Consider the following 23,251-nt stretch of genomic DNA (forward strand, 5'->3'; position numbering starts at 1 on the left):
CTGGTTTCCGAGCGGTCCGCGCGACGGAGGCTCCGCCTCCAGCGTCGGTCTTCACCACATTGTATTAGTTATTTCTAATTAAAAGCGCTAAAGGAGTAGCGGGCGGCGCTTCCCACCATCCCGATCCTGCGACAGAAGCCTCATCCTCTTTTTCGGAAGCGACGGTCCCTTCCGGAGAGCGTCAAGTGCTGAGCAATGACCGAGAATCTCGGCCTAGTAAGCCTGCTTTCTGCTCTCTCTGCGGTTAGAGAGCCCGCAATGCGCGAACTTCTGGTCCTCGCCTTCAAAGGCATCGGCGCTCACGCGCCAGGCAGCGTCGACTTGCATCTCGACTGGTCCGCCCCCGATCATTTCGTTCGCTGAGACCGCTGTCGGCTGAAGTTGCCGTGCTCTCAGTTGAAAGCGACTCCGGGGCGCGCTCCCAGCCGCTTCAGGATCATCGCCAGGGGGCAGAAACCGGTGAAAGAGGCTTGGAGCATGTTGGCGCCGACGAAGGCCGCCAACCACAGCCACTGCGGGCTGTGCAGGTGCGACAGGGCAAGGCTCAGCAGGACCATGGACCCGGCGAAGGCCATAACGATACGGTCGATGCTCATGTCAATGTCTCCCGACGGAAGGGTTGGTTTGACGACGAATGCCCCGCTGGCGGACGCTCGCAATACAGCCCCGCCAGCACCTCGATCACCGCGGCCGCCTCGGCGCTGGCCAGGGCGTAGAAGATCGTCTGGCTTTCGCGGCGGGTGCGGACGAGCCCCTCGGCGCGCAGCCTGGCCAAGTGCTGCGACAGCGCCGACTGGCCAAGCCCGACGGCATCCGCGAGGGCGCTGACGCACATCTCCCCTCGCCCTAGGAGGCAGAGGATGGAAAGGCGTCGTTCATTGGCTAGCGCCTTCAGCAGGCGCGTCGCCGAACGGATATGGCCGCCGTCCAATTCATTCATTGACACTAAATTACCATGTTCTAAAATAGCGGTCAAGAGACCACTCGTCTATCCGCTACAAGGTGGCCCGTCATGACCCGCCCAATCGCACCCGTCACGCTGGCAGCGACTCTTCTATTCGCCATTCTGCCGCTGTCCGGCGCGCGTGCCCAGGGCGAGCGCCTGACCATCCAACCCCGGCCGGTCGAGGATCTGAAGGCGGTGTTCGCGACCGTGGAAAGCGTCCACGAGACACTCGCGCGCACCCGCATCGGCGGCACCATCGCCGACCTCAAGGTCAAGGAGGGCGACAAAGTCACCATGGGCCAGATCGTCGCCGTGGTCCGCGACGCCAAGCTGCCGCTGCAATTGGCCGCGCTGGATGCGCGGATCCAGGCCCTTCAGGCGCAGCAGCATCAGGCGGAACTGGAACTGGACCGCGCCCGTCAGTTGCGGGCGAGCGGAACGGGCACGCAGCAGAGGCTCGACGACGCGCAGGCGGCGCTGGACGTCGCGCGCGCCCAGATTGCCGCTATGAAGGCGGAGCGTGCGGTGGTTGACCAGCAGCTGCGTGAGGGCGAGGTGTTCGCGCCCGCCAACGGCCGCATCCTCCAGGTCAAGGTGATCGACGGCGCGGTGGTGATGCCCGGCGAGCCGGTGGCGAGCATCGCGACAGAGACCTATGTGCTGCGCCTGCACCTTCCCGAACGGCACGCCCGCTTCATGCACGAGGGCGACCCGGTGCTGGTCGGCGACCGCGGGCTCGCACTGGTCACGCCGCCCGGCGGCGAGGCGGCCCAGGAACCGAAGTCGCTGGACCTGAAGCGCGGCACCGTTCGCCAGGTCTATCCAGAGATGGCGAGCGGCCAAGTGGTCGCTGACGCCACAGTGACCGGGCTCGGTGACTTCTTCGTGGGCGAGCGCGTGCGCGTCTACGTCGCCACCGGCACGCGGGAGGCTTTTGTCATTCCGCCTGACTTTGTGCTGCGCCGCTTCGGCACCGACTTCGTACGGCTGGCCGATGGGACGGAGGCACCGGTCCAGGTCGGCGGCCCCATCCCCAAGGTCGGCGACCAGCCCGGCGGGATCGAAGTGCTGTCCGGACTGAAGCCCGGTGACGTGATCGTTCGACCGGAGGATACTTGATGACGCTCGGCCTGTCCGGTGTCCTGACGCGGACCTTCATCCGCTCGCCGCTCACCCCATTGCTTCTGCTGGCCTCGCTGGTGGTAGGCATGGTCGCTCTGCTCTCCCTGCCACGGGAAGAGGAGCCGCAGATCAGCGTGCCCATGGTGGACATCCTAGTCCGCGCCGACGGGCTAAAAGCGGACGACGCCGTCGAACTCGTCACCAAGCCGCTGGAGGAGATCGTCAAGGGCATCGACGGAGTAGAGCACACCTACTCCCAAACCTTGGACGACCGCGTTGTCGTCACCGCCCGCTTCCTGGTCGGCACCTCGTCCGACGACGCAATCCTGCGCGTACACGAGAAGGTGCGCGCCAACATGAACCGCATCCCGCTCGGTGTTCCCGAGCCACTAATCGTCGGGCGCGGCATCAACGACGTGGCGATCTTGACCCTGACGCTGGCCCCCAATCCGGACGCGGCCCCGCGTTGGACCGACACCGCGCTCTACGACGTCGCGGACGAGCTTCTGGCGCAGCTGGTGCAGGTCGAGGATGTCGGCCTGACCTTTCTGGTCGGCGGCCGCCCCGACCAGATCCGCGTGGAGCCGGACCCGGAGCGGTTGTCGCTCTACGGCGTGACGCTCAACCAAGTCGTGGACAAGGTCAAGAACGCCAACCGCTCTTTCCTTGTCGGGCAGGTACGCTCCCACAGCGGCAGCCTGCCGGTGGTAGCCGGGCAAACGCTCCAGGGGACGACCGACATCGGGCTGTTGCTGGTCACAACGCGCGACGGGCGCCCAGTCTACGTGAAGGACGTGGCCGACGTCGTGGTGGGATCCCGGCCGGACGAGAGCACGGCGTGGCACATGGTGCCGGACGGCAAGGGTGGGCTGGTCCGCGTGCCCGCGGTCACCATCGCCGTCGCCAAGCGCGCCGGGGCCAACGCCGTGACCATCGCCGGACGTGTGCTGGAGCGCGTCCACGCGATTGAGGCTGCCGGGCTGCCCAAGGATCTCACCGTCACCGTCACCCGCAACTACGGCGAGACGGCGAACGAGAAGGTCAACGAGCTCTTGTTCCATCTGGCGCTCGCCACCGTGACCATCGTGGTGCTGATCGTGCTGGCGATCGGCTGGCGCGAGGGTGTGGTCACCTTCATCGTCATCCCGACGACGATCCTGCTGACCATGTTCGCGTCCTGGCTGATGGGCTACACCATCAACCGCGTCAGCCTGTTCGCGCTGATCTTCTCCATCGGCATCCTGGTGGACGACGCCATCGTGGTGGTCGAGAACATCGACCGCCACTGGGCGATGAAGGACGGCCGCACCAAGATCCAGGCAGCCGTTGAAGCGGTGGCGGAGGTCGGCAATCCGACCATCGTCGCCACGTTGACGGTGATCGCGGCGCTGCTGCCGATGATGTTCGTGTCCGGCCTGATGGGCCCGTACATGAGCCCGATCCCGGCCAACGCTTCCGCCGCCATGCTGTTCAGCTTTTTCGTCGCCATGGTGCTGACGCCCTGGCTGATGGTGAAGCTGCGTCCTGGCGAGACGCCCACCGGGCATGGCGCCGGGCATGGGAATGGCGAACATGGCCACGGTGGCGCGCTGGGGCGGATGTACCTGGCGGTCGCCCGGCCGGTCATCCGGACCAAGCGGACCGCTTGGATCTTTCTGCTGGCGGTCGGCGTGGCGACGCTGGCGTCCACGGCGCTGTTCTACACGAAGGACGTGACGGTCAAGCTGCTGCCCTTTGACAACAAGTCGGAGCTTCAGATCATTGTGGACCTGCCGCGCGGCGCGGCGCCGGAGGATACGGAGCGCGTCCTGCTGACCGCCGCCCGGAAGATCGCCGACCTGCCGGAACTGGCGAGCGTCCAGGCCTACAGTGGCACGGCCTCGCCCTTCAACTTCAACGGTCTGGTCCGGCACTACTACCTGCGTGACCAGCCGGAGCAGGGCGACCTCCAGGTGAACCTTGCCCCCAAGGAGAAGCGCCAGCGGGCCAGCCACGACATCGCGCTGGACATTCGGAAGCGCTTGGCCGACCTGCCTGTGCCCCCCGGGACCTCCATCAAGGTCGTCGAGGTGCCGCCCGGCCCGCCGGTTCTCTCCACTCTGCTGGTCGAAGTCTACGGCCCTGACGCCGGGACCCGCCGCAAGACCGCCACCATCGTCGGGGACGTCTTCCGCCAAGTGGACTTTATCGTGGACGTGGACAACAGCTTCCGCGAAGCGGGCGAGCGGCTGCGTTTCGCGCTGGACCGCGAGAGCCTGGAGTTCCACGGGGTGGAGGAACAGGCGGTCTACGACACCTTGCAGGCGTTGATGGCCGGGGTGCCGGTCGGCTACTCGCACCGCGGGGCCGGGCGCAACCCAATCGAAATCGCGATCCGCCTGCCCAAGTCCGGCCTGTTCCTGTCCGAGCGCATCCTTGCCACACCGGTGCCGGGCGCGCGCGGCACGGTGGAGCTGGGCGACCTCGTCACCATGACGCGGGAGCCCGCCTCCTACCCGCTGTTTCGCCGCAACGGCCGCTTCGCCGAGATGGTCATGGCCGACCTCGCCGGGCGGTTCGAGGCACCGATCTACGGCATGATGGCCGTCCAGGACCGCCTGAAGGAAGTCGACTGGAAAGCGGCCGGTTTCGCAGGTGAACCCGAAGTCCTTTTGCACGGTCAGCCCGACGACCAGAGCGCGCCCAAGCTGCTATGGGAGGGCGAGTGGGAGATCACCTACGTCACCTTCCGCGACATGGGCGCGGCGTTCGGCGTGGCGATCCTCGGCATCTACTTGCTGGTGGTGGCGCAGTTCGGCAGTTTCAAGCTGCCGCTGGTGATTCTGGTGCCGGTGCCACTGACGCTGATCGGCATCGTGCTCGGCCACTGGCTGTTCGGGGCGGCGTTCACCGCCACCTCGATGATCGGCTTCATCGCGCTGGCGGGCATCATCGTGCGCAACTCCATCCTGCTGGTGGACTTCATCCGCCACCTGCGGGAGCGCGGGGTGCCGCTGCGCGAGGCGGTGCTGGAGGCGGGCGCCATCCGCTTCAAGCCGATCCTGCTGACCGCGGTGGCCGCGATGATCGGCGCGGCCTTCATCCTGACCGACCCGATCTTCCAGGGGCTGGCGATCTCGCTGCTGTTTGGGCTGCTGAGTTCGACGCTGCTGACCGTGCTGGTCATCCCGGCGATCTACGTCGTCCTGCGCAGCGACGCCCCCATCTCGCCGACCCGTTCGGCGGGGGACCCGGACACCGGCCGACCATCCATGGCCGTGGCGCGCAGCGGCAAACTTGTGAACACTCGGGGATGACCATGCTGAAAACGCTTCGCAGCCTCCTTGGCCTTCCACAGAGTGGGAGCGCCACGAGCGACCAGATCAGGACCGTCGATCCGGCCACCATCAAAGGCTGGCTGAAGGAGGGTTCGGCGGTCATCGTGGATGTCCGGGAGCCACACGAGCACCGTGCGGCCCACATCCCCGGCGCGGTGCTCGTTCCGCTGTCGCAGTTCGATCCGCGCCGAGTGCCGGTCGAGCCTGGAAAACATCTCGTCTTCCACTGCCAGAGCGGACGGCGTTGCGGCCCGGCCGCGGCCAGGATGGTAGAGAGCGGCTTCACCGGCGAGATCAACCGCATGAAGGGTGGAATGAACGCTTGGCTGGCCGCCTCCGGGCCAGTCGAGCGGTAGCGGAACGAAGACCTTGCACGGTGGGTGCGGCCCTGACCAACGGGTCAGGGGGCCCTTTCCATCCAGCCGTGCTTCTCGAAGATCCGCTTGCCCTCCTCGGATTTCAGGAAGGCGACGAAGTCCCGAGCCGAGGCTTTCTGCGAGCCGGTCTTGGTCAAGGACACGCCGGTGTCGCGGTAGATGCGGAGATCCGGCTCGATCTCGACAATATCAGTGCGCGTCCGTTCATTGGCGCCCCAGATGTTCCAGATGATCCAGGCGTCAATGCCGGGGGTGCTGTCCCACACCTTCTGAGCTTCGGCGCTGTTGGCGGCGTAACCGACGATGTTCTTGCGGAAGGCGCGAACCATGGCGATGTCGCCGGTCCGACCGACGATGTCCTCCCACAGCCCGGTCTGCCCGGCGCCCTGTACGATCAGGACCTTCATGTTCGGCTTCAGCAGGTCGCGAATGCCGGTGATGCCCTTGGGATTGTCGGGCCGGACCAACACCACCGACGGCCGAAGGTAGAGCGGGTCGACGGTGTCTTCCAAGATGCGTCCTTCCATCACCCGGATGAAGTCGGTCATCATGTTCTCGGCACCACTGAAGATGACGTCGGCGTCCTGTTTGGCTTTGTCCAGCCATTGCGGCGTCGGCCCGGCGGTGAGGTTGACTGTGATGTTGCGTGCCTTTCCGAACGTCGCGGACGCCTCCTTCATGGCAGGCAGCGGACCGCCGGGTCCGTAAACGTTGACGACCTCCTGCGCCATCGCGGGCAGCGTCAGGCCCGACAGCAGTAGGGCCGCGGAGAACAGGGTTCTCCAGCGGGCGTTAAGGAACATAGGCTTCCTCCCTGACGGGGCTTCAATCTTTCCATTAGACAATTCTCATGATACTTTGTTCCGGCCATCCTGACTCATCATGGATGATCGTTGGATAGTCCGATCCAGGAGAGGGATGTAGGACAGGGCTCTCCTGCTCGCCGAGCCTCGGCCTTGATAGAGGTTAATGCCTGGCTCAAGCGCTCGGGATGATGCTGTCTCCAGGCTCACGACTTGGAAAAGGAGGCACGACCATGCGCATCCTCACAGCCACAGCGATTGCCCTGGCGTTGTCCTTGCTGGGGTATGAGGGAGCCATTGCACAGGCGTCGGCGCAGGACGAGACTCCGATCTATGGCAGCCAGTTGATGACACAGCAGGAGCGCTATCACCTCCAGATGCAGGCTCGCGCCCAGGAACGTGGCGTCACTCTCCCCGATGAGCCTCCCCCTATGCCACGACAGGGCATGGGAATGGGACCAGGGCCGGGTGGCGGTCCTGGCGCCGGGGGCGGCCCGATGGGGTCCGGAGGCGGACCCGGCGGCCCACGTCGATAAGTGGGCCTTCTCATCCACCACGCTCGGGGGATGCTCCCGTGCTCCCGAGGGCGCTCACCACCTCGCCAGGAGAGTCATGACGACGAACCCGGAACGCGACCGCTGGAACGAGCGGTTCTCCGCTGAGGAGTATCTCTTCGGCACGGCGCCCAATGCTTTCCTGGCCAAGCAACGCTCCTGGCTACAGCCCGGTCAACACGCGCTCGCCATTGCCGATGGCGAGGGCCGCAACGGCGTCTGGCTGGCCCAGCAAGGACTGGAGGTGTATCGATCGATGTCTCACCCATCGCCCTCGCCAAGGCACGGCGGCTCGCTGCTGAACAGGGTGTCACGCTCCAAACCGAGGAAGCAAACCTGGAGACCTGGACGTGGGAGCCCGAGCGGTTCGACGTCGTTGCCGCGATCTTCATCCAGTTCGTACGGCCCGCTCTGCGCGCCGCCATCTTCCAGGGCATTCAGCGCACGCTCGCGCCCGGAGGTCTGCTCCTGCTCCAGGGTTACCGTCCCGAGCAGCTTGGGTATGGCACCGGCGGCCCCCCGCACGCCGAGAACATGTACTCGGCCGCGATGCTGCGCGCGGCCTTCGCCGACTTTGACATCCTGCATCTCGAGGAGCACGACTCTATCCTCTCCGAAGGGGCAGGTCACCACGGGATGTCGGCCCTCGTTGACTTGGTGGCGCGCAAGCCCGCGGTGTGACGGCAGCCGATCCGAGCGCCAGAGCAAGCCTACGGTGCCCGTTGTCCGGAACTGCAACGGACGGCAACCGCAGACATCAGGTCCACAAAGGCTTTGGTCAGCACGCCCTGGCGCTTAGACAGCACCACGGTCAGAGCGCGTCGATCGGGATCTTGAGATAGCGTTTGCCGTTCTCCTCGGCGGGTGGCAACTGCCCGGCGCGCACGTTCACCTGCACCGAGGGCAGGATGAGCTTCGGCATGTCCAGCGTCCGGTCACGGGCCGTGCGGAGCGCCACGAACTCGTCCTCGCCGACACCGGCCCGAACGTGGACGTTGCACGCCCGCTGCTCCGCGACCGTGCTCTCCCAGGCGTATTCGTCCCGGCCCGGCGCCTTGTAGTCGTGGCCGGTGAAGAGCCGCGTCGCGGGCGGCAGAGCCAGGATGCGTCGGATCGAGCGGTACAGGGCGTGCGCGTCGCCACCTGGGAAGTCGCAGCGCGCCGTGCCGTAGTCGGGCTGGAACAGGGTGTCGCCGACGAACGCCGCGTCGCCCACCACATAGGTCATGTCCGCCGGGGTGTGGCCGGGCGTGTGAATGGCCTGTGCCTCCAACTGGCCAATCCGGAACCGCTCGCCGTCGGCGAACAGATGGTCGAACTGGCGCCCGTCGGCCACGAAGCCGGGTTCCATGTTGAACAAGGCGCGGAAGACCTTCTGGACCTCACGGATGTGCTCGCCGATGCCGATGCGGCCGCCGACCCGTTCCTTCAGATAAGGCGCGGCGGACAGGTGATCAGCGTGAACATGGGTCTCCAGAATCCACTCGACCGTCAGGCTGCGCTCGCGCACCAGTGCGACCATGCGATCGGCCGAGGCGGTCGCGGTGCGGCCGGACTTCGGGTCGAAGTCGAGCACGCTGTCGACCAGGGCCGCGGCCCGGGTGGCGGGATCGGCGACGACATAGCTGACGGTGTTGGTCGCCTCGTCGAACAGCGGCATTACGTCGGGTTTCATCGAGACCTCCTGGCTGGTCCGGCGGGACCGTTCCTGGTACCGCTTGAACAGGTGGCCCGGCGCCGTATATTAGTCAAGCATAAATTACAAAGACGGAAACTGTGCCGAACGTACCGAACGATCTGCCGATGGACACCGCCGAGTGGGAAGCCCGCGCCACCGAGGCCGAGGCGTTCCTGCGCTCGCTCGCGAGCCGCCACCGCTTGATGATTCTGTGCTCATTGCTCGAAGGTGAGATGCCGGTGGGTGAGCTCGTCCGGCGCCTCGGCCTGTCCCAGTCCAACCTGTCCCAGCACCTGGCCAGGCTGCGCGAGGAAGGACTGGTGGCGACCCGCCGGGACGGCACGGCCATCTTTTACCGCATAGGCTCGGACCGGGTTCGCCCCATCCTCGCCGAGCTCTACCGCCTGTTCTGCGTCGCCGGTCGCCCCGAGTGACGCCTCACCTCTGAAACTGAGATCCATGGTACACTTCACGCCTGTCTCGGCCGCCGTCGGCGGCCTCCTGATCGGTTTGTCCGCCGCCCTCCTGTGGGTCGCCAAAGGCCGGATCGCCGGGATCAGCGGCATCCTCGGCGGCCTTGGCGCTCTACGCTCCGGCGACGTCGCCTGGCGCGCCATCTTCCTGGTCGGCCTGATGGCGGCGCCGCTGCTCTACGGCGTGGCGGGTGGTGCGCTGCCGGAACCCGCGTCGCCCACCAACCCCGCCCTCCTTGTCGTAGGCGGTCTTCTGGTCGGTTTCGGCACACGCCTTGGCAACGGCTGCACGAGCGGCCATGGCGTCTGCGGCCTCGCCCGGCTGTCGCAACGGTCCCTCACGGCCACCGCACTCTTCATGGTCAGCGCCGCCGTCAATCGGAGCCTGACCGCCATGCCCTCCCTGCTCGTCGCCCTGGTGTCCGGCCTGCTGTTCGGCCTGGGGCTGACGGTGTCCTCCATGATTGACCCCGCCAAGGTGCTGAATTTTCTGGATGTGGCGGGCTCCAGGGACCCGCGTCTCGCCTTCGTGACGGCCGCGGCCATTCCCGTGGCGGCCGTCGGCTTTGTTGTGGCGAGCCGACGCGGGACGCCGCTGGTCGGCACCGCCTTCCACGGTCCCAAGGCAACCGCCATTGACCGCCGCCTCGTGACGGGCGCCGTCCTGTTCGGCGTGGGCTGGGGGCTGGTCGGCTACTGTCCCGGCCCGGCGCTCGCCACGCTCGGCTTGGGGGCTTCGGGACCGTGGCTGTTCGTCGCCGCCATGCTGGCCGGTATGGCCGCCCACGACCTGATCATGGCCATCCGCATGCGCCGCACCGCGGTCGCGTGACCTCCCCCAACCCGGAATTCCCAGGATGTCCGAACTCCTCACGATCTTGTCCGGTTCGCTGGTCGGCTTCTCCCTCGGCCTGATCGGGGGCGGCGGCTCGATCCTTGCCGTGCCGTTGCTGCTCTACGTCGTGGGCGTGCCGGATCCCCACGTCGCCATTGGCACCAGCGCCCTGGCGGTCGCCGCCAACGCCTTCGCCAACCTGGCCCAGCACGCCCGGGCCGGGACGGTGAAATGGCCCTGTGCGGCCACCTTCGCCGCGTCCGGCGTGGTCGGGGCGCTGGTCGGCTCGACGGTCGGCAAGGCAGTCAACGGCGAGAGCCTGTTGTTCCTGTTCGCGCTGGTGATGGTCGTGGTCGGCGTCTCCATGCTGCGCGGACGCGGGAACGAGGGCGACCCGACGGTGCGCATCAACAAGACGATCGCAGTGCGCCTAGTCGGCATCGGCTTCCTGACAGGTGCGGTCTCGGGCTTCTTTGGCATTGGCGGTGGCTTCCTGATCGTCCCTGGTCTCCTGCTCGGCAGCGGTATGGCGGTGCTCAACGCCATCGGCTCGTCGCTGTTCTCGGTCGGCGCCTTCGGCCTGACCACGGCGGCCAACTACGCACTCTCGGGTCTGGTAGATTGGACGGTCGCCGGACTATTCATTGCCGGTGGCGTGATCGGAGGATTCGCGGGCATGAAGGCCGCAGTGGGGCTATCCACGCGCAAGGGCGCTCTGACCAAGGTTTTCGCGGGGGTGCTATTCGCGGTGGCCGCATACATGCTGTACCGCAACGCGGGTGTCCTGGGCCTGTTCTGATCCGATTCAACATGGATCAAGGAAGACTGAGTGGGGGTGTCCTGCACCGAAAGCCCTTGGTGGTGCCGAGCTCGAAAGCCTTGTGCTCGGTGTGCTCTTCAAGGACGCGGCATCTCTGGAGCGGTTCGAGAAGGTCGACACACTGGCCGCCGACAAGACGGGCTCCCTAACCGAGGGTTAGCCGATGGTGACCGCCGTGCTTACAACGCCATGCGGTTCTTCGCACATCTTCATCAGCCCAGGTTGGCCGGGACGAGCACGAACTCCCGCTTCACCGCGCCGGGCACCGAGGCGCATGCCCGCGAGGGCATGTTCCTGGTGGCGCCGAACGGCCGTGAGGAGGAGGTTCGCGCCCAGTTGGCCCGGCCCGCCTTCTCCCGTGTGGCCGACCTCAAAGTGCGCTACCTGCCGTACGGGGAGTTGGAGTCCCATCGGGAGTCCATCGCCCGCTTCGGCACGGGCATGAAGGCTATCCACGCCATCTCGCGGACCTTGGTTTAGAGGCGCCCTTGCTACGCTGCGCGCTGGCCTCCGGTCCCGCGAGCCCCGAGCCGGATCACAAGCGCTCGGCGACGAGTCCGGGAATGGTGATTGGTGTTCAACGAGACTCTGGATTTGGCCGCCCTCATCTTGGCCGTGGCCACGCTGTATGCGGCCGTCGGGCAAGCGGGTGCGTCGGGATATCTGGCGGTCATGGGCATCGTCGGCCTGGACCCCGTGATGATTAAGCCTACCGCGCTCGCGCTGAACCTGCTGGTCGCCGCCATCGGTACTGTGCGCTTCGCGCGCGCCGGTCTGTTTGAATGGCGGAGCTTCTACCCGTTCGGCGTCCTCGGGATGCCGTTCTCGTTTCTCGGCGGCATGCTGCACCTGCCACCCCATCTCTACTATCCGGTGGTCGGCGGCATCCTGCTCGCCGCGGCCCTGGAACTGGCGCGATCCACTTGGGCTGCGCGCGGAACGGCCGAGGGAACGAAGGCGGTCGAGCCCCCGTTCATTCCGGCGCTCGCCAGCGGAGCCGCCATCGGTTTCCTGTCCGGGATGACCGGCACGGGCGGCGGCATCTTCCTCGCCCCGCTGATTCTGCTCATGGGGTGGGTCGAGACACGCCGCGCCGCGGCCGTGTCCGCCGCCTACAACCTCCTGAACTCGGCGGCGGCCCTGGCCGGGACTTGGACGACCTTCACCGCGTTGCCGTCGGTCCTGCCGTGGTGGCTGGCCGCCGCCGGTGTCGGTGGCGCGGTCGGGGCTTGGCTGGGCAGCCGCCATCTGCCGACCGCGACGTTGCGGTACCTGCTCTCGGCGATCCTCGCCTCGTCCGGCATGAAGATGCTGGTCACATGACACCCCTGGAAAACCGATGGCGGCCCGTTCACGCCAGTCAGTGGCTGAACCCGCCCTTGGCCATGGCGAGATGATGCGCCTGATGATGGCTGCCCTGGGCCATGATGCCGATGAACCCGAGCCCACGGATGCGCGCCGTCTCCTTCGGGGCCACTGCGGTGACGGTCAGGACGACGCCGTTCGCCGTCGGCTCTGCCTTGGCGGACCAGCCGTTCACGCCATTGATCTCGTGGCCGTGCGCTGGGACCATCCGCCGGATCGCCTCCAGGGTCCGCCCGTCGCCGGTGACCTCGTGGCGTGCGCCACCGTCCACGGGCGTTGCTGCCGCCTTCGCGTTCAGCGTGACCTCGTTCATGTCGACGAGGTGCTGGCGTAAAGCTTCGATGTCCACCTTGGACCAGTCGGTGCTTGGATCAGCCTCCAGGATGCGGACAATCTCCTGGATCGTGCCGAAGGCGTCCTGGCCGGGCATGGTCGGGACCGCGCTGGACGGCGACGTAGGCGCCTCGGCGTGGTGGGCGGCGTGGTCCATCGGCATCGCGAACTGTGCGGCGGCGCTCCCGCCCCTAACGGCAACGACGAGGGCAAGGGCAGCGGCGGTGGTGTGGATCGGCATGGCGTGCTCTTGGTGAGCTATCTCTGCGGACGGTAGCCGGGCGCCGCAGGCTGCCATATGATTGTGATCATATGACGGACATTTCGGAGCGAGGGCGGCCTTGGGCATTCAGGGGGCAGGCGCGTGGGTCGGGCTCGTTGATTCGGAACGTCTCCGCCGTCGGCGCCTGGAGCCGGGGGAGGCGTTGTTTCGGCAGGGTGCCTCCGCCGTGGCGGTCTATCGCGTGGACTGCGGGAGGGTGCGGCTCGTCCGCCACCTTGAGGACGGGTCGTCGGTGGCGTTGCACGTTGCCCGGAACGGCGAGACGTTCGCCGAGGCTGCCCTGTGGGCGGAGGCGTACCACTGCGACAGCGTAGCCGAGGCTCTGTCCGAGGTCACGGTGATCCCGAAGGCAGACCTGCTCGACGCCTTGGAGGACAATCCCCAGGCGGCGCTCGCCTTGGCCCGTGGGCTCGCCGCCCACGTCCGCGACCTGCGCGCCCGGCTGGAACTGCGGAACATCCGCTCGGCGCCCAAATGGATCCTCGCGTGGCTCCGACTCCAGGCGTCGGGCGACCCGCCGACGGCGCGGCTTGACCGGCCATGGACGGAAATCGCCGCCGAGATCGGCCTGACGCATGAGGCCATCTACCGGGCGCTGTCCACGCTGGAGCGCACGGGACGCATCGCGCGGCGGAGTGGCGTCATTACCCTTTGCCGTCATCGCGATGCCTGAGGCGTTGGCTTCGCGAACCCACTGGACTTCAGGTTGGCGCGCCTCGCGGCCCCAGGAGCACGATGGCGGCACCAACCAGACAAACGGCTGCTCCGATCAGGTCCCAGCGGTCCGGTCGCTGCCCCTCAACGGCCCACAGCCACATCAGCGACGCGGCAACGTAGACGCCCCCGTACGCCGCGTAGGCTCGCCCGGCGAAGCTCGCGTCGATGCGGGTGAGCAGCCACGCGAACGCTGCCAGACTGGCGAGTCCGGGGATAAGCCAGAGCGGTGACTTGTCCAGACGTAGCCATGCCCAAAAGGAGAAGCAGCCCGCGATCTCGCCAACCGCCGCGGTGGCGTAAACGGCTAGCGCGTTCATGGGCGTTCCTCTGCGACACCATCATGCGGCGAGAACGCCTCGATGATGCGGCAGTCGGCCATGCGCCCATCACTCCGGCACTGGTGGGCCAAGCGATCGAGTTCGTCACGCAGGCGCTGGAGGTCGGCTATCTTGCGTTCGACCTCATAAAGCTGTTCGAGCACCAGCGCATCGACCTCGTCGCACGGCCGGTCCGGCTGGTCGGCCAAGTCGAGCATCGCCCGTACGGTCTCGAGCGGGAACCCTAGGTCCCGAGCCCGGCGCACGAAGCTCAGCCTTCGGACGTGCTCCGCGCCGTAACTGCGGTAGTTCCCCGCCGTGCGCGCGGGCTCGGGCAGGATGCCGATCTGCTCGTAGAAGCGGATGGTCTCCGGTTTCGTGCCAGTCGCCTTGCCCAGCGCCCCGATCGACAGCCCTGATTTTCCCGACATAACCCCTTGACCCTCTAGTTACTTCAAGGTCCATCTTACCGGACAGATGGCGGAACCGCAGCATCCAATGCCGCGTGAGCCCCCTGTTTCGGTTGGAGTTTGTCATGCAGGAGAAGACCTCGGCGTTGGCCGCAAACGCGGGTACGCGAACCCTGCGCTACAAGGTCGTGGGCATGGACTGCCCAAGCTGCGTCAGCAAGGTCGAGACCGCGTTGCTCCGTGTCCCCGGCGCCGACGACATCGGCCTCAACTATCATTCGCAGGTCCTGAGGCTGACGCTGGACGAAGCAACAACGCCCCGGTCAAAGCTCGAGGACACGATCCGCACTCTCGGCTACCGCGTCGAGCCCCTGGGCGATCTGCGCATCATCGCCGATGACGCCGCGCGTGGGGCCGACGAGGCGTCCGCGTCCGAAGAGCGGCCGTGGTGGAGCACGCCCAAAGGCAAGGTGACCATCCTCATTGGCATCCTCGTTGCGGCGGGCTATCTGGCGTCGTGGCTTGCCCCGGCTCTGGAGGACCACGCCCTCGTCCCCGCCGCCCTGGTCGGTTTGGCCGTGTTCGGCCGACGCGCCGTCGCGCTAGTTCGTGCGGGCTCGCCCTTCAGCATCGAAATGCTGATGTCGGTGGCCACCGTGGGCGCCCTGTTCATCGGCGAGGCCGCCGAGGCCGCCGCCGTGGTGCTCCTCTTCGCCGTCGGCGAACTCCTGGAGGGCGTGGCGGCGGGCACCGCCCGATCCGGCATCAAGGCGCTGTCGAGCCTCGTTCCCAGAACCGCGCTGCTGATCGACGGCGAGGCCGCCCGCGAGGTTCCGGCATCGCGCCTGGAGGTCGGCCAAGTCGTCCTGGTCCGCCCCGGCGACCGGGTGCCTGCCGACGGCGAAGTCATTGAGGGAGAGTCCGACGTCGACGAGTCCCCGGTCACCGGCGAGTCCGTCCCCGTCCCCAAGCACGTCGGCTCGTCCGTTTTCGCGGGCGGCATCAACGCCACCGGTGCCCTGCGGGTCCGGGTCACGCGGACCGCGGCCGACAACACCATTGCCCGCATCATACACCTCGTCGAGGAGGCGCAGGCCAGTAAGTCGCCCACGGCGCGCTGGATCGAGCGGTTCAGCGCACGCTACACGCCCGCGGTGATCGCGGTGGCGGTTCTCACCGTCCTGGTGCCGTCGCTCGCCGTCGGAGCGGACTGGCACACCTGGATCTACCGCGGCCTCGCCCTGCTGCTGATCGGCTGCCCCTGCGCCCTGGTGCTGTCAACCCCGGCCGCGATCGCGTCGGGCATCGCCGCCGGGGCGCGGCGTGGCCTCCTCATCAAGGGCGGCGCCGCGCTGGAGGCAATCGGCCGCGTTCGGACCATCGCTTTCGACAAGACCGGCACGCTGACGCAGGGACGGCCGCAGGTGACCGACCTTGTCCCGCTGACCGGAACCGAACGCTCCCTGCTCGGACTCGCCGCCGCCGTGGAGAACGGCTCCAGCCACCCGATCGCCCAGGCCATCCTCGAGCGGGCGGCGGCCGACGGCGTGCCGCTTCGTCCGGCCCGCGACCAGAAGGCCGTCCCCGGAAAGGCGGCGCAGGGCGTGGTGACCGGGAGGCTCGTCGAGGTCGCCTCGCCGCGCCATGCCGTCGAGCGCGGCGGTCCGGAGGGCATCCCCTCCGACCGCATCGCCGCCCTGGAGGACGAGGGCAAGACCGTGGTCGTCGTTCTCGCGGACGCGCAGCCGGTCGGCCTCATCGCCCTGCGCGACGAGCCGCGGCCCGACGCCACCGACGGGGTCGCCGGTCTGCGCGAGCTCGGCGTCCGCAGTGTCATGCTGACCGGCGACAACAGCCGGACCGGACAGGCCATTGGCCGGGGGCTTGGTGTCGACGTGAAGGCCGACCTTCTGCCCGAGGACAAGCTCCGGGAGATTGCGGCGCTGCGGGCACAGGGCCCGGTCGCCATGGTCGGCGACGGCATCAACGACGCTCCCGCCCTGGCGGCGGCCGACGTCGGCGTCGCCATGGGCGGCGGCACGGACGTGGCGCTGGAGACCGCCGACGCCGCGCTGCTGGGCAACCGGGTCGCCGACATCGCCGCGCTGGTCCGCCTGTCGCGGGCGACGATGGCCAACATCCACCAGAACGTCGCCATCGCCCTCGGGCTGAAGGCGGTCTTCCTGGTGACCACATTGACCGGCATGACGGATCTCTGGCTGGCGATCCTGGCCGACACCGGGGCCACCGTCATCGTCACCCTCAACGCACTGCGCCTGCTCCGCCAGGGCAAGTGAAGGAGACTGCCACCTTGATCCTCGAAACCGTATCGACCAGGCGCTCGGGTCTCCGGCTGGCGCTGGTCGTCGCCCTGCTCACCGCCGTCGCGGACCAGATCTCGAAGTGGGTGATCCTCGATCACGTCATGGATCCGCCGCGCCTGGTCGAGGTCACCCCGTTCTTCAACCTGACCCTCGGCTTCAACCGCGGCGTCAGCTTCGGCTTCCTGGGTGACGGGGCGGCGGGACCCTCGCTGCTCAGCGGCTTGGCCGTGGCGATCGTCATCGCCTTGGGCGTATGGGCGTCACGCACCAACAGCCGGGCGGAGGCCGGAGCCCTCGGCGCCGTCATCGGCGGTGCCATCGGCAACGTCGCCGACCGGATCCGCCAGGGAGCGGTGACCGACTTCCTGGACTTGCACGCCTTCGGCTGGCACTGGCCTACGTTCAATGTCGCCGATATCGGCATCACCGGCGGCGTCGGCCTGCTGCTGCTGCACGGGTGGCTGCAAGGGCGCCGGACGCCCGCCGCTAAAGGCCCCCAGCAGGCCTGTCCTTGAACTGCCTCGTGCCGATACGAGGAGCATGAGATGGACGAGGTTGTCCGCTGGGGCACGCTGGTCTGTTTGTCGGCAACCGGGGTTTTCTCCGCGTGGCGCACGGTGTGGCTGCGGCGGCGAACCGGCGTGAACCCGATCACCTTCGGCCGCTCGGACAGCGCGCACGACTACCTGGGCCGGGTCTTCCGCGTCGTGACCGCCGCGGTGGCGGTCCTCGCCCTGACGTGGGCGCTCGTTCCCGCTGTCCCGCAAGCGTTGGGGTCCCTGCCGCTCGGGACCGGAGCAAGGGTGGTCGGCCTGGTGCTGCTCTGCGCAGCGACGGCCTGGATCACCGCGGCCCAGGTCCAGATGGGACGCTCATGGCGGGTCGGCGTCGACCCGGAACCGACCGCCCTCGTCACCACCGGCCTGTTCCGCCTGAGCCGCAACCCGGTCTTCGTCGGCATGCTGGGCATGCTCGCCGGGCTGTTTTTGGTGTTGCCGACCGCCCCGACGCTGGCGCTGCTCGCCGTCGGCCTGACCGCCTTCCCGGTCCAGGTGCGCCTTGAAGAGGATCATCTGCGTCGCCTCCACGGCGACGCCTACGACCGCTACCGCGCCAGCGTCCGGCGCTGGCTGTAACCACATCCGAGGAGGATCTTTCATGAAACCACATCGCGTGGCAGGCATCGCCGCCCTGGCCCTGCTCGCATCCGTCCCAGTCGCGGCCGATCCGATCCGCGCCGGGGACATCGTCGTCGAGCAGGCATGGGCCCGCGCCACGGCGCCCGCGGCCAAAACGGGCGCCGCCTACCTGACGATCCGGAACGCCGGGACCCAGCCGGACCGCATCGCCTCCATGGCCGCCCCCGTCGCCGGGCACGTGATGGCGCACCAGACCAAACAGGAGGGCGACGTGCTGAGGATGCACGAGGCCGGGCCGCTGGCGCTCCCGCCGGGCGGCGCGCTCGACATGAAGCCCGGCGGCACGCACGTTATGCTAATGGATCTGAAGGGCGGCTTGAAGCCCGGCCAGGAGTTCCCGCTCACGGTGACGTTCGAGAAGGCTGGAGCCGTCCAGGTGCCGGTGAAGGTCGGCAAACCGGGCGCGATGGGGCCGGAGTGAGCCGCCGATGCTGAGGAAGCTCCGTTTCGCCCTTTGGGTCGCCGTCGCCCTAGCGTCCGTGCTGTTCGCGGTCTTGGTGTGGCCGGTCCTGACCGCACCACAGAAGCCGGTGGCCCCTGAGTCTGGACAGCCGCTCGCCGATGCCGCCAACTGGACCCTGACCGACCACACCGGCCGCCCCTTCACGGCCGCTGACCTCAACAGCCGACCAACGCTCCTGGTGTCCGGCTTCACGCACTGCCCCGACGTGTGCCCGACGTCGCTGGGGTACGTCGCCAACGTGCTCAAGGCGCTCGGGCCACAGGCCGAGGCCGTCCGGCCGCTGTTCCTGACGGTCGACCCGGAGCGGGACACCGCGGCCGTCATGGCCGAGTACGTGGCTCTCTTCGACCGGCGCATTCTCGGGCTGACCGGCACGCCGGAGGATGTGGCCAAGGCCACCAAGGATCTTGGCCTCTACTCCAAGAAGGTCCCGCAGGAGGGCGGGTACACCATGGACCATACGGCGACGATGCTCCTGCTCGACGGCCGCGGCCGGTTCCGCAGTTCCCTGGACATCCACGAGAAGCCGGAGGTCGCCGTCGAGAAGGTCCGGCTGCTGCTCAAGCCGCGGCCCGACACGCCGGGGACATGATCCGGTTCACCCTTCATGAGCGACCGATAGGAAGCAGAAGGACGTTCCATGACACACACGCATCCCCAGGATCATGGAGATCATAAAGAGCACGTCCACGACCATGGGAGCCATGGTCACGGGGGACACGACCACGGACCCGGCGGCCACAGCCACGCGCCGACGGTGACAGCCGACAGCGAGCGCAAGGTGTTCTGGGTGATGCTGTTGACCGGCGGCTTCATGCTGGCGGAGGTCGCGGGCGGGCTCATCTCCGGTTCGCTGGCGCTACTGGCTGACGCCGGGCACATGCTGACCGACTTCGCCTCGCTGGCCTTGGCTTGGCTGGCGTTCCGGTTCGCACGGCGCCCCGCCGACGCGCAGCGGTCCTACGGCTGGCACCGCTTCGAGGTGCTGGCCGCCTTCGTGAACGGGTTGTCCCTGTTCGTCATCGCCGCCTGGATCGTCGTCGAGGCGGCGCAGCGGCTGTTCGAGCCGATCGAGGTGCTGGGCGGCACCATGCTCGTGGTCGCCGCGGCGGGTTTTCTGGTGAACGTGGTCGCCTTCTGGATTCTGAACCGCGGTGGCGGGGAAAACCTCAACGTGCAGGGCGCCGCCATCCACGTCATGGGCGACCTGCTCGGCTCGGTCGGTGCCATCGCGGCGGCCCTGGTCATCATGTGGACCGGTTGGACGCCCATCGACCCGATCCTGTCCGCCGTGGTTGCGCTGCTCATCCTGCGCAGCGCCTGGAAGGTCACCAAGGCGTCCGGCCACATCCTGCTCGAGGGCACGCCCGACGGCATCGACGCGGCGCGTGTTGGCGCCGCGGTGCGAACCGTCCCCGGAGTGCTGGACGTCCACCATGTCCACGCTTGGTCGCTGACCGGCGAGCGCCGCATGGTCACCCTGCACGCCGTCGTGGACGACGCGGCGAACCAGAACGAGGCGGTCGCCGCCATCAACCGCACGCTCAAGGAGCGGTTCGGCATCGACCACGCGACCGTCCAGGTCGAGCGTGATGGCTGCGCCCATGGCGAGGACTGCCGCCCGTACTGAACGTCCTGCCAACCGGACGTTTCTTTCACCGGGAGTGTTGGAGCCGTAGGTCAACCCACGGGAGTGTAGGCATGGAAGGAAGCGGCGGATTCGGCTGGATGACCCTGGTCTGGGTGGGAGTGCTGCTGGTGGCGCTCTTGGCGGCGCACTGGGGAGCCGAACAGTTCTCGAGCCCGCTGAAGAAGCTCCGCAAGCAGTGGGGCTTCTCCGTGGCCGCGGGCGGCGCCTTCGTCGGCCTCGCCGCCGCCAGCCCGGAGATCGGCATCAACACCTCGAGTGCATTGCGCGGGTCGGCCGACATCGGCCTGGGCGTGACGCTGGGGTCCAACATCCTCGCCATCCCGCTGATGGTCACCGCTGCCTATCTGGCCACCCGCAAGGCCGACATCCCCGACCACCAGGGCCACGAGCGGCACCGCCGCGAACACCTGCTGGCGGTCGACCCGAGCGCTGTCACGGTGCAGGCGCTCCCCTATCTCGCCATCGTCGCCCTGTTCGCCATCCTGACGCTGCCAGCACCCTGGCGCGGGCTCCAATCGGTGGACGGCTGGATCATGCTGGGCGCCTACGCCGTCTACCTCGCCCAGGCTCTGATCCGGGGTCGGGAGAAGGGGGAGAAGGTTGAATGGCAGACGAAAGAGGTCCTACTCGCCACTGGCGGCGTCGCCGCCTTGGCGGTCGGCACCTACTTCGCGGTGCGGGCGACGGAGAACATCGCCACGGCCTTCGGGCTGTCGAAGATCGTGGCCGGACTGTTCATCACCACGCCGGTCGCCGCCCTGCCGGAGGTCTTCGCCACGTGGAACGTGACCCGCAGCGGGCAGGTGACCTCCGGCGTCACCAGCGTCATGGGCGACCACGCGGTCACACTGACCATCGCGCTGCTCCCCCTGGCGCTCGTCGGGATGCCGGTCTCCAACCTGCTGCTCTTCTCGGTGAACGTGGCATTCGTCGCGCTCATGCCCATCCTGTACGCCGCCTTCATCCACTGGAGCGGCCGCGGCGAGCACGGCTTCCGGCGCTGGCACGTCTTCGCGTTCATCGGGACCTACGCCCTCTACATGCTCCTGATCATCTTTTGGGTGCAGCCCTTCGGCGGCGGGCAGGGCGGAGGCCAGTAGGACGTGGAATTCTCCCCGTCCTCCGGAGTTGGGACGAGGGAAGCGGTGAGAAGCATCATCCAGGCAGAGAGAGGGAAAGCGATGGAGTACCTCAGCGTTCTGGCTTTGGCCATCATGCCCGCGCTGGGGAACTTCTCCGGCGGCCTGCTCGCGGAGTACGTCCGGACAACCAGGCGCACGCTCAGCTTGGCGCTGCACGCGGCCGCGGGCATCATCGTCGCCGTAGTCGCCATCGAACTCATGCCCGAAGCGCTGGGTGGCGCACCTCCGTGGACCGTGGTCCTCGCGTTCCTTCTCGGCGGCGTCTTCTCGGTCGTCCTGGAGCGCGGGGTCGATGCCCTGAACGACCGTTTCGGTGGTGGTGAGGCCAGCACCGGCGCCTGGATGGTCTACGCGGCGGTCGCGGTCGACCTGTTCAGCGACGGCCTGATGATCGGGGTGGGCTCGGCCGTGTCGTTCAGCCTGGCGCTCATCCTCGCCATCGGCCAGGTCACCGCGGACATCCCGGAAGGCTTCGCGACCATCGCCAACTTCAAGGACAAGGGCGTGCCCCGGTCGCGGCGGATCCTGCTCTCGGCGTCGTTTGCCATCCCGGTCCTGCTCGGCGCCACGCTCGGCTACTGGCTGCTGCGCGACGCGGATCAAATCTGGCAGCTGTCCGCCCTGGCCTTCGTCGCCGGGCTACTGCTGATCGCCGCCATGGAGGACATGATCGTCGAGGCGCACGAGGCTGCCGCGGACACGCGCTGGTCGGCGCTGTCGCTGGTCGGCGGGTTCGCCCTGTTCACGCTCATCGCCTCCTACTTCGAAGCGTAGCGAGGCAGGTGCACCCGCAGCAAGGTGCTCACCAGGACGACGGAATGTCCTCAGCTTCCCTCGTCGCTGAACGGTTCTTTCCGCCAGCCTCGCGGCGCGGGCGGTGGAATCATAAGCGGGGCGGAGTCGACCACGCCGCCCGGCGAGATGGTGGGGAACTGCGACTGCGCCCAGCGGACGACCTGGACGGCCGGGCTGTTGAGCAGCAGCTTGGCCAATGGCACCGCCCAGACCACGCGATCGACGAAGTCGTTGGGCCGGTACGCGGCGTCGGCGATGCCGTCGCCGTTCAGGTCGAAGGCCGGGTTGTCGCTCCAGTAGTTCCCGCGTCCGGCGACCGACCAGTCGTAGAGGCGCGAACCCGCGTACTTCACCTGGGTCCGGTTGCCCACGAAGGCGTTGCCCGTCAGGCGGTTCCCCTCGGACCCGGTGGTCATATGGACGCCCGTCTCGCAGCCCTCAAAGCGGTTGTCGGAGAAGCCATTGGCGTTCGAGTTGAAGATGAACAGGCAGCGCTCCGGCCCGCCGCGCACCACGTTCCGCTCGATCAGCGAGCCGTTCACATAGTTGATGGCGATGCCCTGGTAGCGGTCGCCCTCCGATAGGTTGTGGCGGACGACGAGGCCGGTGGCGTTCATCAGCGCGTAACCGAACTCGTTGCCGTAGGAGGCGTTGCCGCTGACCTGGAGGTCGTTGGCGTACATCACGTGCACGGCGAAGCGGACGTTGCTGATGCGGTTCGCCGCCAGCCGCGCCTTGCGGGCGGTCGTCGCGAGGATGCCGTCGTGGCTGAAGCTGACGTTGTTCTCCACGACCTGCGCGCCGGGGGCGCTCGTCACCTGGATGCCGTTGCCCTGGTGGTCGAGCCGGAGGTCCTTCCGGCCGATGACGGTGTTCCGCCGGATGGTAACCTGCGCCGCGCCCGAGACGACGATGCCGTTCCGGTTGTCCACGAGGCGGTTGTGCTCCACGACGGCGCCCGCCGCCGCCCGCTCCAGGTGGACGCCCGCGGGCTTCTGGTCCTGGTCCGCGCCGCCGTCGCGGATCTCCAGCCCGCGGATCGTCACGTTCGGCGCGGTGACCGTGATGACGCTGCCCAGCCTCCGGCCGTCCACGACGGCGCCCGGCTCGCCTTCCAGCACCAGAGGCCGGTCGATGACGACCGGGCCCTGATGCCTCCCCGGCTTGAGGCGCAGCACGTCGCCGGGCGCCGCGGAGGCGATCGCCCGAACCAGCGCCTCGCCGTCGGACGGCACCTCCACAACCGCGGCGGCCGCCCGCTCCGGCAGGCCCGCCGCCATCATGGCCAGGGCCATCCCCAGGGCAAGCCGCGGAGCACCCCGGCGCC

26 protein-coding genes are annotated in these 23,251 nt (G+C 67.8%); 18 read left to right on the forward strand and 8 right to left on the reverse strand.

The annotated features are described in order from the left end of the window. Positions 1-392: 392 nt before the first annotated feature. The gene (locus DS837_RS10365) at positions 393-596 is read right to left on the reverse strand and encodes a YgaP family membrane protein (RefSeq protein ID WP_149164665.1); all 204 of its coding nucleotides are present in this window, start codon (positions 594-596) and stop codon (positions 393-395) included. Then, entirely contained in the window at positions 593-940 is a 348-nt protein-coding gene (locus DS837_RS10370) for an ArsR/SmtB family transcription factor (RefSeq protein ID WP_149164666.1), read from the reverse strand. Before DS837_RS10370 ends, DS837_RS10365 begins: the two co-directional genes overlap by 4 nt. Positions 941-1,012: 72 nt before the next feature. On the opposite strand from DS837_RS10370, the gene DS837_RS10375 reads away from it, so the two are divergent. From DS837_RS10375 to DS837_RS10385, 3 genes are read left to right on the forward strand one after another with little or no spacing between them, the layout of a single operon-like run. After that, a complete protein-coding gene (locus tag DS837_RS10375; RefSeq protein WP_149164667.1) occupies positions 1,013-2,065 on the forward strand; it encodes an efflux RND transporter periplasmic adaptor subunit in 1,053 nt (350 codons plus the stop codon). After that, positions 2,065-5,364 carry an efflux RND transporter permease subunit gene (locus DS837_RS10380; RefSeq protein ID WP_149164668.1) on the forward strand — a complete coding sequence of 1,100 codons (3,300 nt, stop codon included), beginning with the start codon at positions 2,065-2,067 and terminating at the stop codon, positions 5,362-5,364. The genes DS837_RS10375 and DS837_RS10380 overlap by 1 nt, the downstream gene beginning before the upstream one ends. Next, positions 5,361-5,741 (forward strand): rhodanese-like domain-containing protein, encoded by a 381-nt coding sequence (locus tag DS837_RS10385; RefSeq protein WP_149164669.1) that lies wholly within the window; start codon positions 5,361-5,363, stop codon positions 5,739-5,741. The genes DS837_RS10380 and DS837_RS10385 overlap by 4 nt, the downstream gene beginning before the upstream one ends. 44 nt (positions 5,742-5,785) lie before the next feature. On the opposite strand, the gene DS837_RS10390 is transcribed toward DS837_RS10385, so the two are convergent. After that, positions 5,786-6,565: a substrate-binding domain-containing protein gene (locus DS837_RS10390; protein WP_149164670.1), complete on the reverse strand. Its 780-nt coding sequence runs from the start codon at positions 6,563-6,565 to the stop codon at positions 5,786-5,788. Between the two features lie 821 nt (positions 6,566-7,386). On the opposite strand from DS837_RS10390, the gene DS837_RS10400 reads away from it, so the two are divergent. Further along, entirely contained in the window at positions 7,387-7,800 is a 414-nt protein-coding gene (locus DS837_RS10400; RefSeq protein ID WP_247889876.1) for a class I SAM-dependent methyltransferase, read from the forward strand. A 130-nt stretch (positions 7,801-7,930) separates the two neighbouring features. On the opposite strand, the gene DS837_RS10405 is transcribed toward DS837_RS10400, so the two are convergent. After that, entirely contained in the window at positions 7,931-8,794 is an 864-nt protein-coding gene (locus DS837_RS10405; protein WP_149164672.1) for an MBL fold metallo-hydrolase, read from the reverse strand. Between the two features lie 128 nt (positions 8,795-8,922). Between DS837_RS10405 and DS837_RS10410 the strand changes: the two genes are divergently transcribed. The 5 genes from DS837_RS10410 to DS837_RS10435 all read left to right on the forward strand — a co-directional run bounded on the left by DS837_RS10410 (position 8,923) and on the right by DS837_RS10435 (position 12,248). Continuing rightward, entirely contained in the window at positions 8,923-9,231 is a 309-nt protein-coding gene (locus DS837_RS10410; protein ID WP_149164673.1) for an ArsR/SmtB family transcription factor, read from the forward strand. 25 nt (positions 9,232-9,256) lie between these two features. Continuing rightward, positions 9,257-10,102 (forward strand): YeeE/YedE family protein, encoded by an 846-nt coding sequence (locus DS837_RS33210; protein WP_211102170.1) that lies wholly within the window; start codon positions 9,257-9,259, stop codon positions 10,100-10,102. A gap of 25 nt (positions 10,103-10,127) precedes the next feature. After that, the gene (locus DS837_RS10425; protein WP_149164674.1) at positions 10,128-10,904 is read left to right on the forward strand and encodes a sulfite exporter TauE/SafE family protein; all 777 of its coding nucleotides are present in this window, start codon (positions 10,128-10,130) and stop codon (positions 10,902-10,904) included. A gap of 243 nt (positions 10,905-11,147) precedes the next feature. Further along, the gene (locus tag DS837_RS10430; protein ID WP_247889852.1) at positions 11,148-11,405 is read left to right on the forward strand and encodes a hypothetical protein; all 258 of its coding nucleotides are present in this window, start codon (positions 11,148-11,150) and stop codon (positions 11,403-11,405) included. Between the two features lie 93 nt (positions 11,406-11,498). Continuing rightward, complete coding sequence (locus tag DS837_RS10435) at positions 11,499-12,248, forward strand: sulfite exporter TauE/SafE family protein (protein WP_149164891.1); 750 nt, start codon at positions 11,499-11,501, stop codon at positions 12,246-12,248. A 37-nt stretch (positions 12,249-12,285) separates the two neighbouring features. Here the strand turns inward: DS837_RS10435 and DS837_RS10440 are convergent, their stop codons facing one another. Further along, complete coding sequence (locus tag DS837_RS10440; RefSeq protein WP_149164675.1) at positions 12,286-12,864, reverse strand: hypothetical protein; 579 nt, start codon at positions 12,862-12,864, stop codon at positions 12,286-12,288. 100 nt (positions 12,865-12,964) lie between these two features. Here DS837_RS10440 and DS837_RS10445 point away from each other — a divergent pair, with 100 nt between their 5' ends. Further along, positions 12,965-13,579, forward strand: coding sequence for a Crp/Fnr family transcriptional regulator (locus tag DS837_RS10445; RefSeq protein WP_282187561.1), 615 nt, complete (start codon positions 12,965-12,967; stop codon positions 13,577-13,579). 28 nt (positions 13,580-13,607) lie between these two features. Here the strand turns inward: DS837_RS10445 and DS837_RS10450 are convergent, their stop codons facing one another. Both DS837_RS10450 and DS837_RS10455 read right to left on the reverse strand, forming a co-directional pair. Then, positions 13,608-13,940: a YnfA family protein gene (locus DS837_RS10450; RefSeq protein WP_149164676.1), complete on the reverse strand. Its 333-nt coding sequence runs from the start codon at positions 13,938-13,940 to the stop codon at positions 13,608-13,610. Next, entirely contained in the window at positions 13,937-14,371 is a 435-nt protein-coding gene (locus tag DS837_RS10455) for a MerR family transcriptional regulator (protein WP_149164677.1), read from the reverse strand. Before DS837_RS10455 ends, DS837_RS10450 begins: the two co-directional genes overlap by 4 nt. 104 nt (positions 14,372-14,475) lie before the next feature. Here DS837_RS10455 and DS837_RS10460 point away from each other — a divergent pair, with 104 nt between their 5' ends. The 8 genes from DS837_RS10460 to DS837_RS10495 all read left to right on the forward strand — a co-directional run bounded on the left by DS837_RS10460 (position 14,476) and on the right by DS837_RS10495 (position 21,903). Further along, positions 14,476-16,647 carry a heavy metal translocating P-type ATPase gene (locus DS837_RS10460; RefSeq protein WP_247889853.1) on the forward strand — a complete coding sequence of 724 codons (2,172 nt, stop codon included), beginning with the start codon at positions 14,476-14,478 and terminating at the stop codon, positions 16,645-16,647. Between the two features lie 14 nt (positions 16,648-16,661). Further along, positions 16,662-17,189: a signal peptidase II gene (lspA, locus tag DS837_RS10465; protein ID WP_211102172.1), complete on the forward strand. Its 528-nt coding sequence runs from the start codon at positions 16,662-16,664 to the stop codon at positions 17,187-17,189. Positions 17,190-17,219: 30 nt separating this feature from the next. Continuing rightward, positions 17,220-17,810 (forward strand): methyltransferase family protein, encoded by a 591-nt coding sequence (locus DS837_RS10470; RefSeq protein WP_149164678.1) that lies wholly within the window; start codon positions 17,220-17,222, stop codon positions 17,808-17,810. A gap of 22 nt (positions 17,811-17,832) precedes the next feature. Beyond that, positions 17,833-18,294: a copper chaperone PCu(A)C gene (locus DS837_RS10475; RefSeq protein ID WP_149164679.1), complete on the forward strand. Its 462-nt coding sequence runs from the start codon at positions 17,833-17,835 to the stop codon at positions 18,292-18,294. A 7-nt stretch (positions 18,295-18,301) separates the two neighbouring features. Then, on the forward strand, positions 18,302-18,928 hold the full coding sequence (locus DS837_RS10480; RefSeq protein ID WP_149164680.1) for an SCO family protein: 627 nt from the start codon (positions 18,302-18,304) through the stop codon (positions 18,926-18,928). 165 nt (positions 18,929-19,093) lie between these two features. Then, positions 19,094-19,966 carry a cation diffusion facilitator family transporter gene (locus DS837_RS10485; protein WP_247889854.1) on the forward strand — a complete coding sequence of 291 codons (873 nt, stop codon included), beginning with the start codon at positions 19,094-19,096 and terminating at the stop codon, positions 19,964-19,966. A 71-nt stretch (positions 19,967-20,037) separates the two neighbouring features. Beyond that, positions 20,038-21,087: a sodium:calcium antiporter gene (locus DS837_RS10490; protein WP_211102174.1), complete on the forward strand. Its 1,050-nt coding sequence runs from the start codon at positions 20,038-20,040 to the stop codon at positions 21,085-21,087. A gap of 81 nt (positions 21,088-21,168) precedes the next feature. Further along, positions 21,169-21,903, forward strand: a complete 735-nt coding sequence (locus DS837_RS10495) for a ZIP family metal transporter (RefSeq protein ID WP_149164682.1) — start codon at positions 21,169-21,171, stop codon at positions 21,901-21,903. Between the two features lie 50 nt (positions 21,904-21,953). Here DS837_RS10495 and DS837_RS10500 read toward each other — a convergent pair whose 3' ends face one another. Continuing rightward, positions 21,954-23,207 carry a nitrous oxide reductase family maturation protein NosD gene (locus DS837_RS10500; protein WP_247889855.1) on the reverse strand — a complete coding sequence of 418 codons (1,254 nt, stop codon included), beginning with the start codon at positions 23,205-23,207 and terminating at the stop codon, positions 21,954-21,956. Between the last annotated feature and the right edge of the window lie 44 nt (positions 23,208-23,251).

Origin of the sequence: Azospirillum brasilense, assembly GCF_008365405.1 — a bacterium.
GTDB lineage: Bacteria > Pseudomonadota > Alphaproteobacteria > Azospirillales > Azospirillaceae > Azospirillum > Azospirillum brasilense_D.

Bases quoted from the DNA above. Each gene is read 5' to 3' on its own strand.
- DS837_RS10495 (WP_149164682.1), top strand. From the start codon at position 21,169: ATGGAGTACCTCAGCGTTCTGGCTTTGGCCATCATGCCCGCGCTGGGG.
- DS837_RS10440 (WP_149164675.1), bottom strand. From the start codon at position 12,864: ATGCCGATCCACACCACCGCCGCTGCCCTTGCCCTCGTCGTTGCCGTT.
- DS837_RS10460 (WP_247889853.1), top strand. From the start codon at position 14,476: ATGCAGGAGAAGACCTCGGCGTTGGCCGCAAACGCGGGTACGCGAACC.
- DS837_RS10500 (WP_247889855.1), bottom strand. From the start codon at position 23,207: ATGATGGCGGCGGGCCTGCCGGAGCGGGCGGCCGCCGCGGTTGTGGAG.
- DS837_RS10490 (WP_211102174.1), top strand. From the start codon at position 20,038: ATGGAAGGAAGCGGCGGATTCGGCTGGATGACCCTGGTCTGGGTGGGA.
- DS837_RS10390 (WP_149164670.1), bottom strand. From the start codon at position 6,565: ATGTTCCTTAACGCCCGCTGGAGAACCCTGTTCTCCGCGGCCCTACTG.
- DS837_RS10475 (WP_149164679.1), top strand. From the start codon at position 17,833: ATGAAACCACATCGCGTGGCAGGCATCGCCGCCCTGGCCCTGCTCGCA.
- DS837_RS10375 (WP_149164667.1), top strand. From the start codon at position 1,013: ATGACCCGCCCAATCGCACCCGTCACGCTGGCAGCGACTCTTCTATTC.
- DS837_RS10370 (WP_149164666.1), bottom strand. From the start codon at position 940: ATGAATGAATTGGACGGCGGCCATATCCGTTCGGCGACGCGCCTGCTG.
- DS837_RS10480 (WP_149164680.1), top strand. From the start codon at position 18,302: ATGCTGAGGAAGCTCCGTTTCGCCCTTTGGGTCGCCGTCGCCCTAGCG.
- DS837_RS10470 (WP_149164678.1), top strand. From the start codon at position 17,220: ATGGACGAGGTTGTCCGCTGGGGCACGCTGGTCTGTTTGTCGGCAACC.
- DS837_RS10380 (WP_149164668.1), top strand. From the start codon at position 2,065: ATGACGCTCGGCCTGTCCGGTGTCCTGACGCGGACCTTCATCCGCTCG.
- DS837_RS10450 (WP_149164676.1), bottom strand. From the start codon at position 13,940: ATGAACGCGCTAGCCGTTTACGCCACCGCGGCGGTTGGCGAGATCGCG.
- DS837_RS10365 (WP_149164665.1), bottom strand. From the start codon at position 596: ATGAGCATCGACCGTATCGTTATGGCCTTCGCCGGGTCCATGGTCCTG.
- DS837_RS10425 (WP_149164674.1), top strand. From the start codon at position 10,128: ATGTCCGAACTCCTCACGATCTTGTCCGGTTCGCTGGTCGGCTTCTCC.
- DS837_RS10385 (WP_149164669.1), top strand. From the start codon at position 5,361: ATGACCATGCTGAAAACGCTTCGCAGCCTCCTTGGCCTTCCACAGAGT.
- DS837_RS33210 (WP_211102170.1), top strand. From the start codon at position 9,257: ATGGTACACTTCACGCCTGTCTCGGCCGCCGTCGGCGGCCTCCTGATC.
- DS837_RS10455 (WP_149164677.1), bottom strand. From the start codon at position 14,371: ATGTCGGGAAAATCAGGGCTGTCGATCGGGGCGCTGGGCAAGGCGACT.
- DS837_RS10405 (WP_149164672.1), bottom strand. From the start codon at position 8,794: ATGAAACCCGACGTAATGCCGCTGTTCGACGAGGCGACCAACACCGTC.
- DS837_RS10410 (WP_149164673.1), top strand. From the start codon at position 8,923: ATGGACACCGCCGAGTGGGAAGCCCGCGCCACCGAGGCCGAGGCGTTC.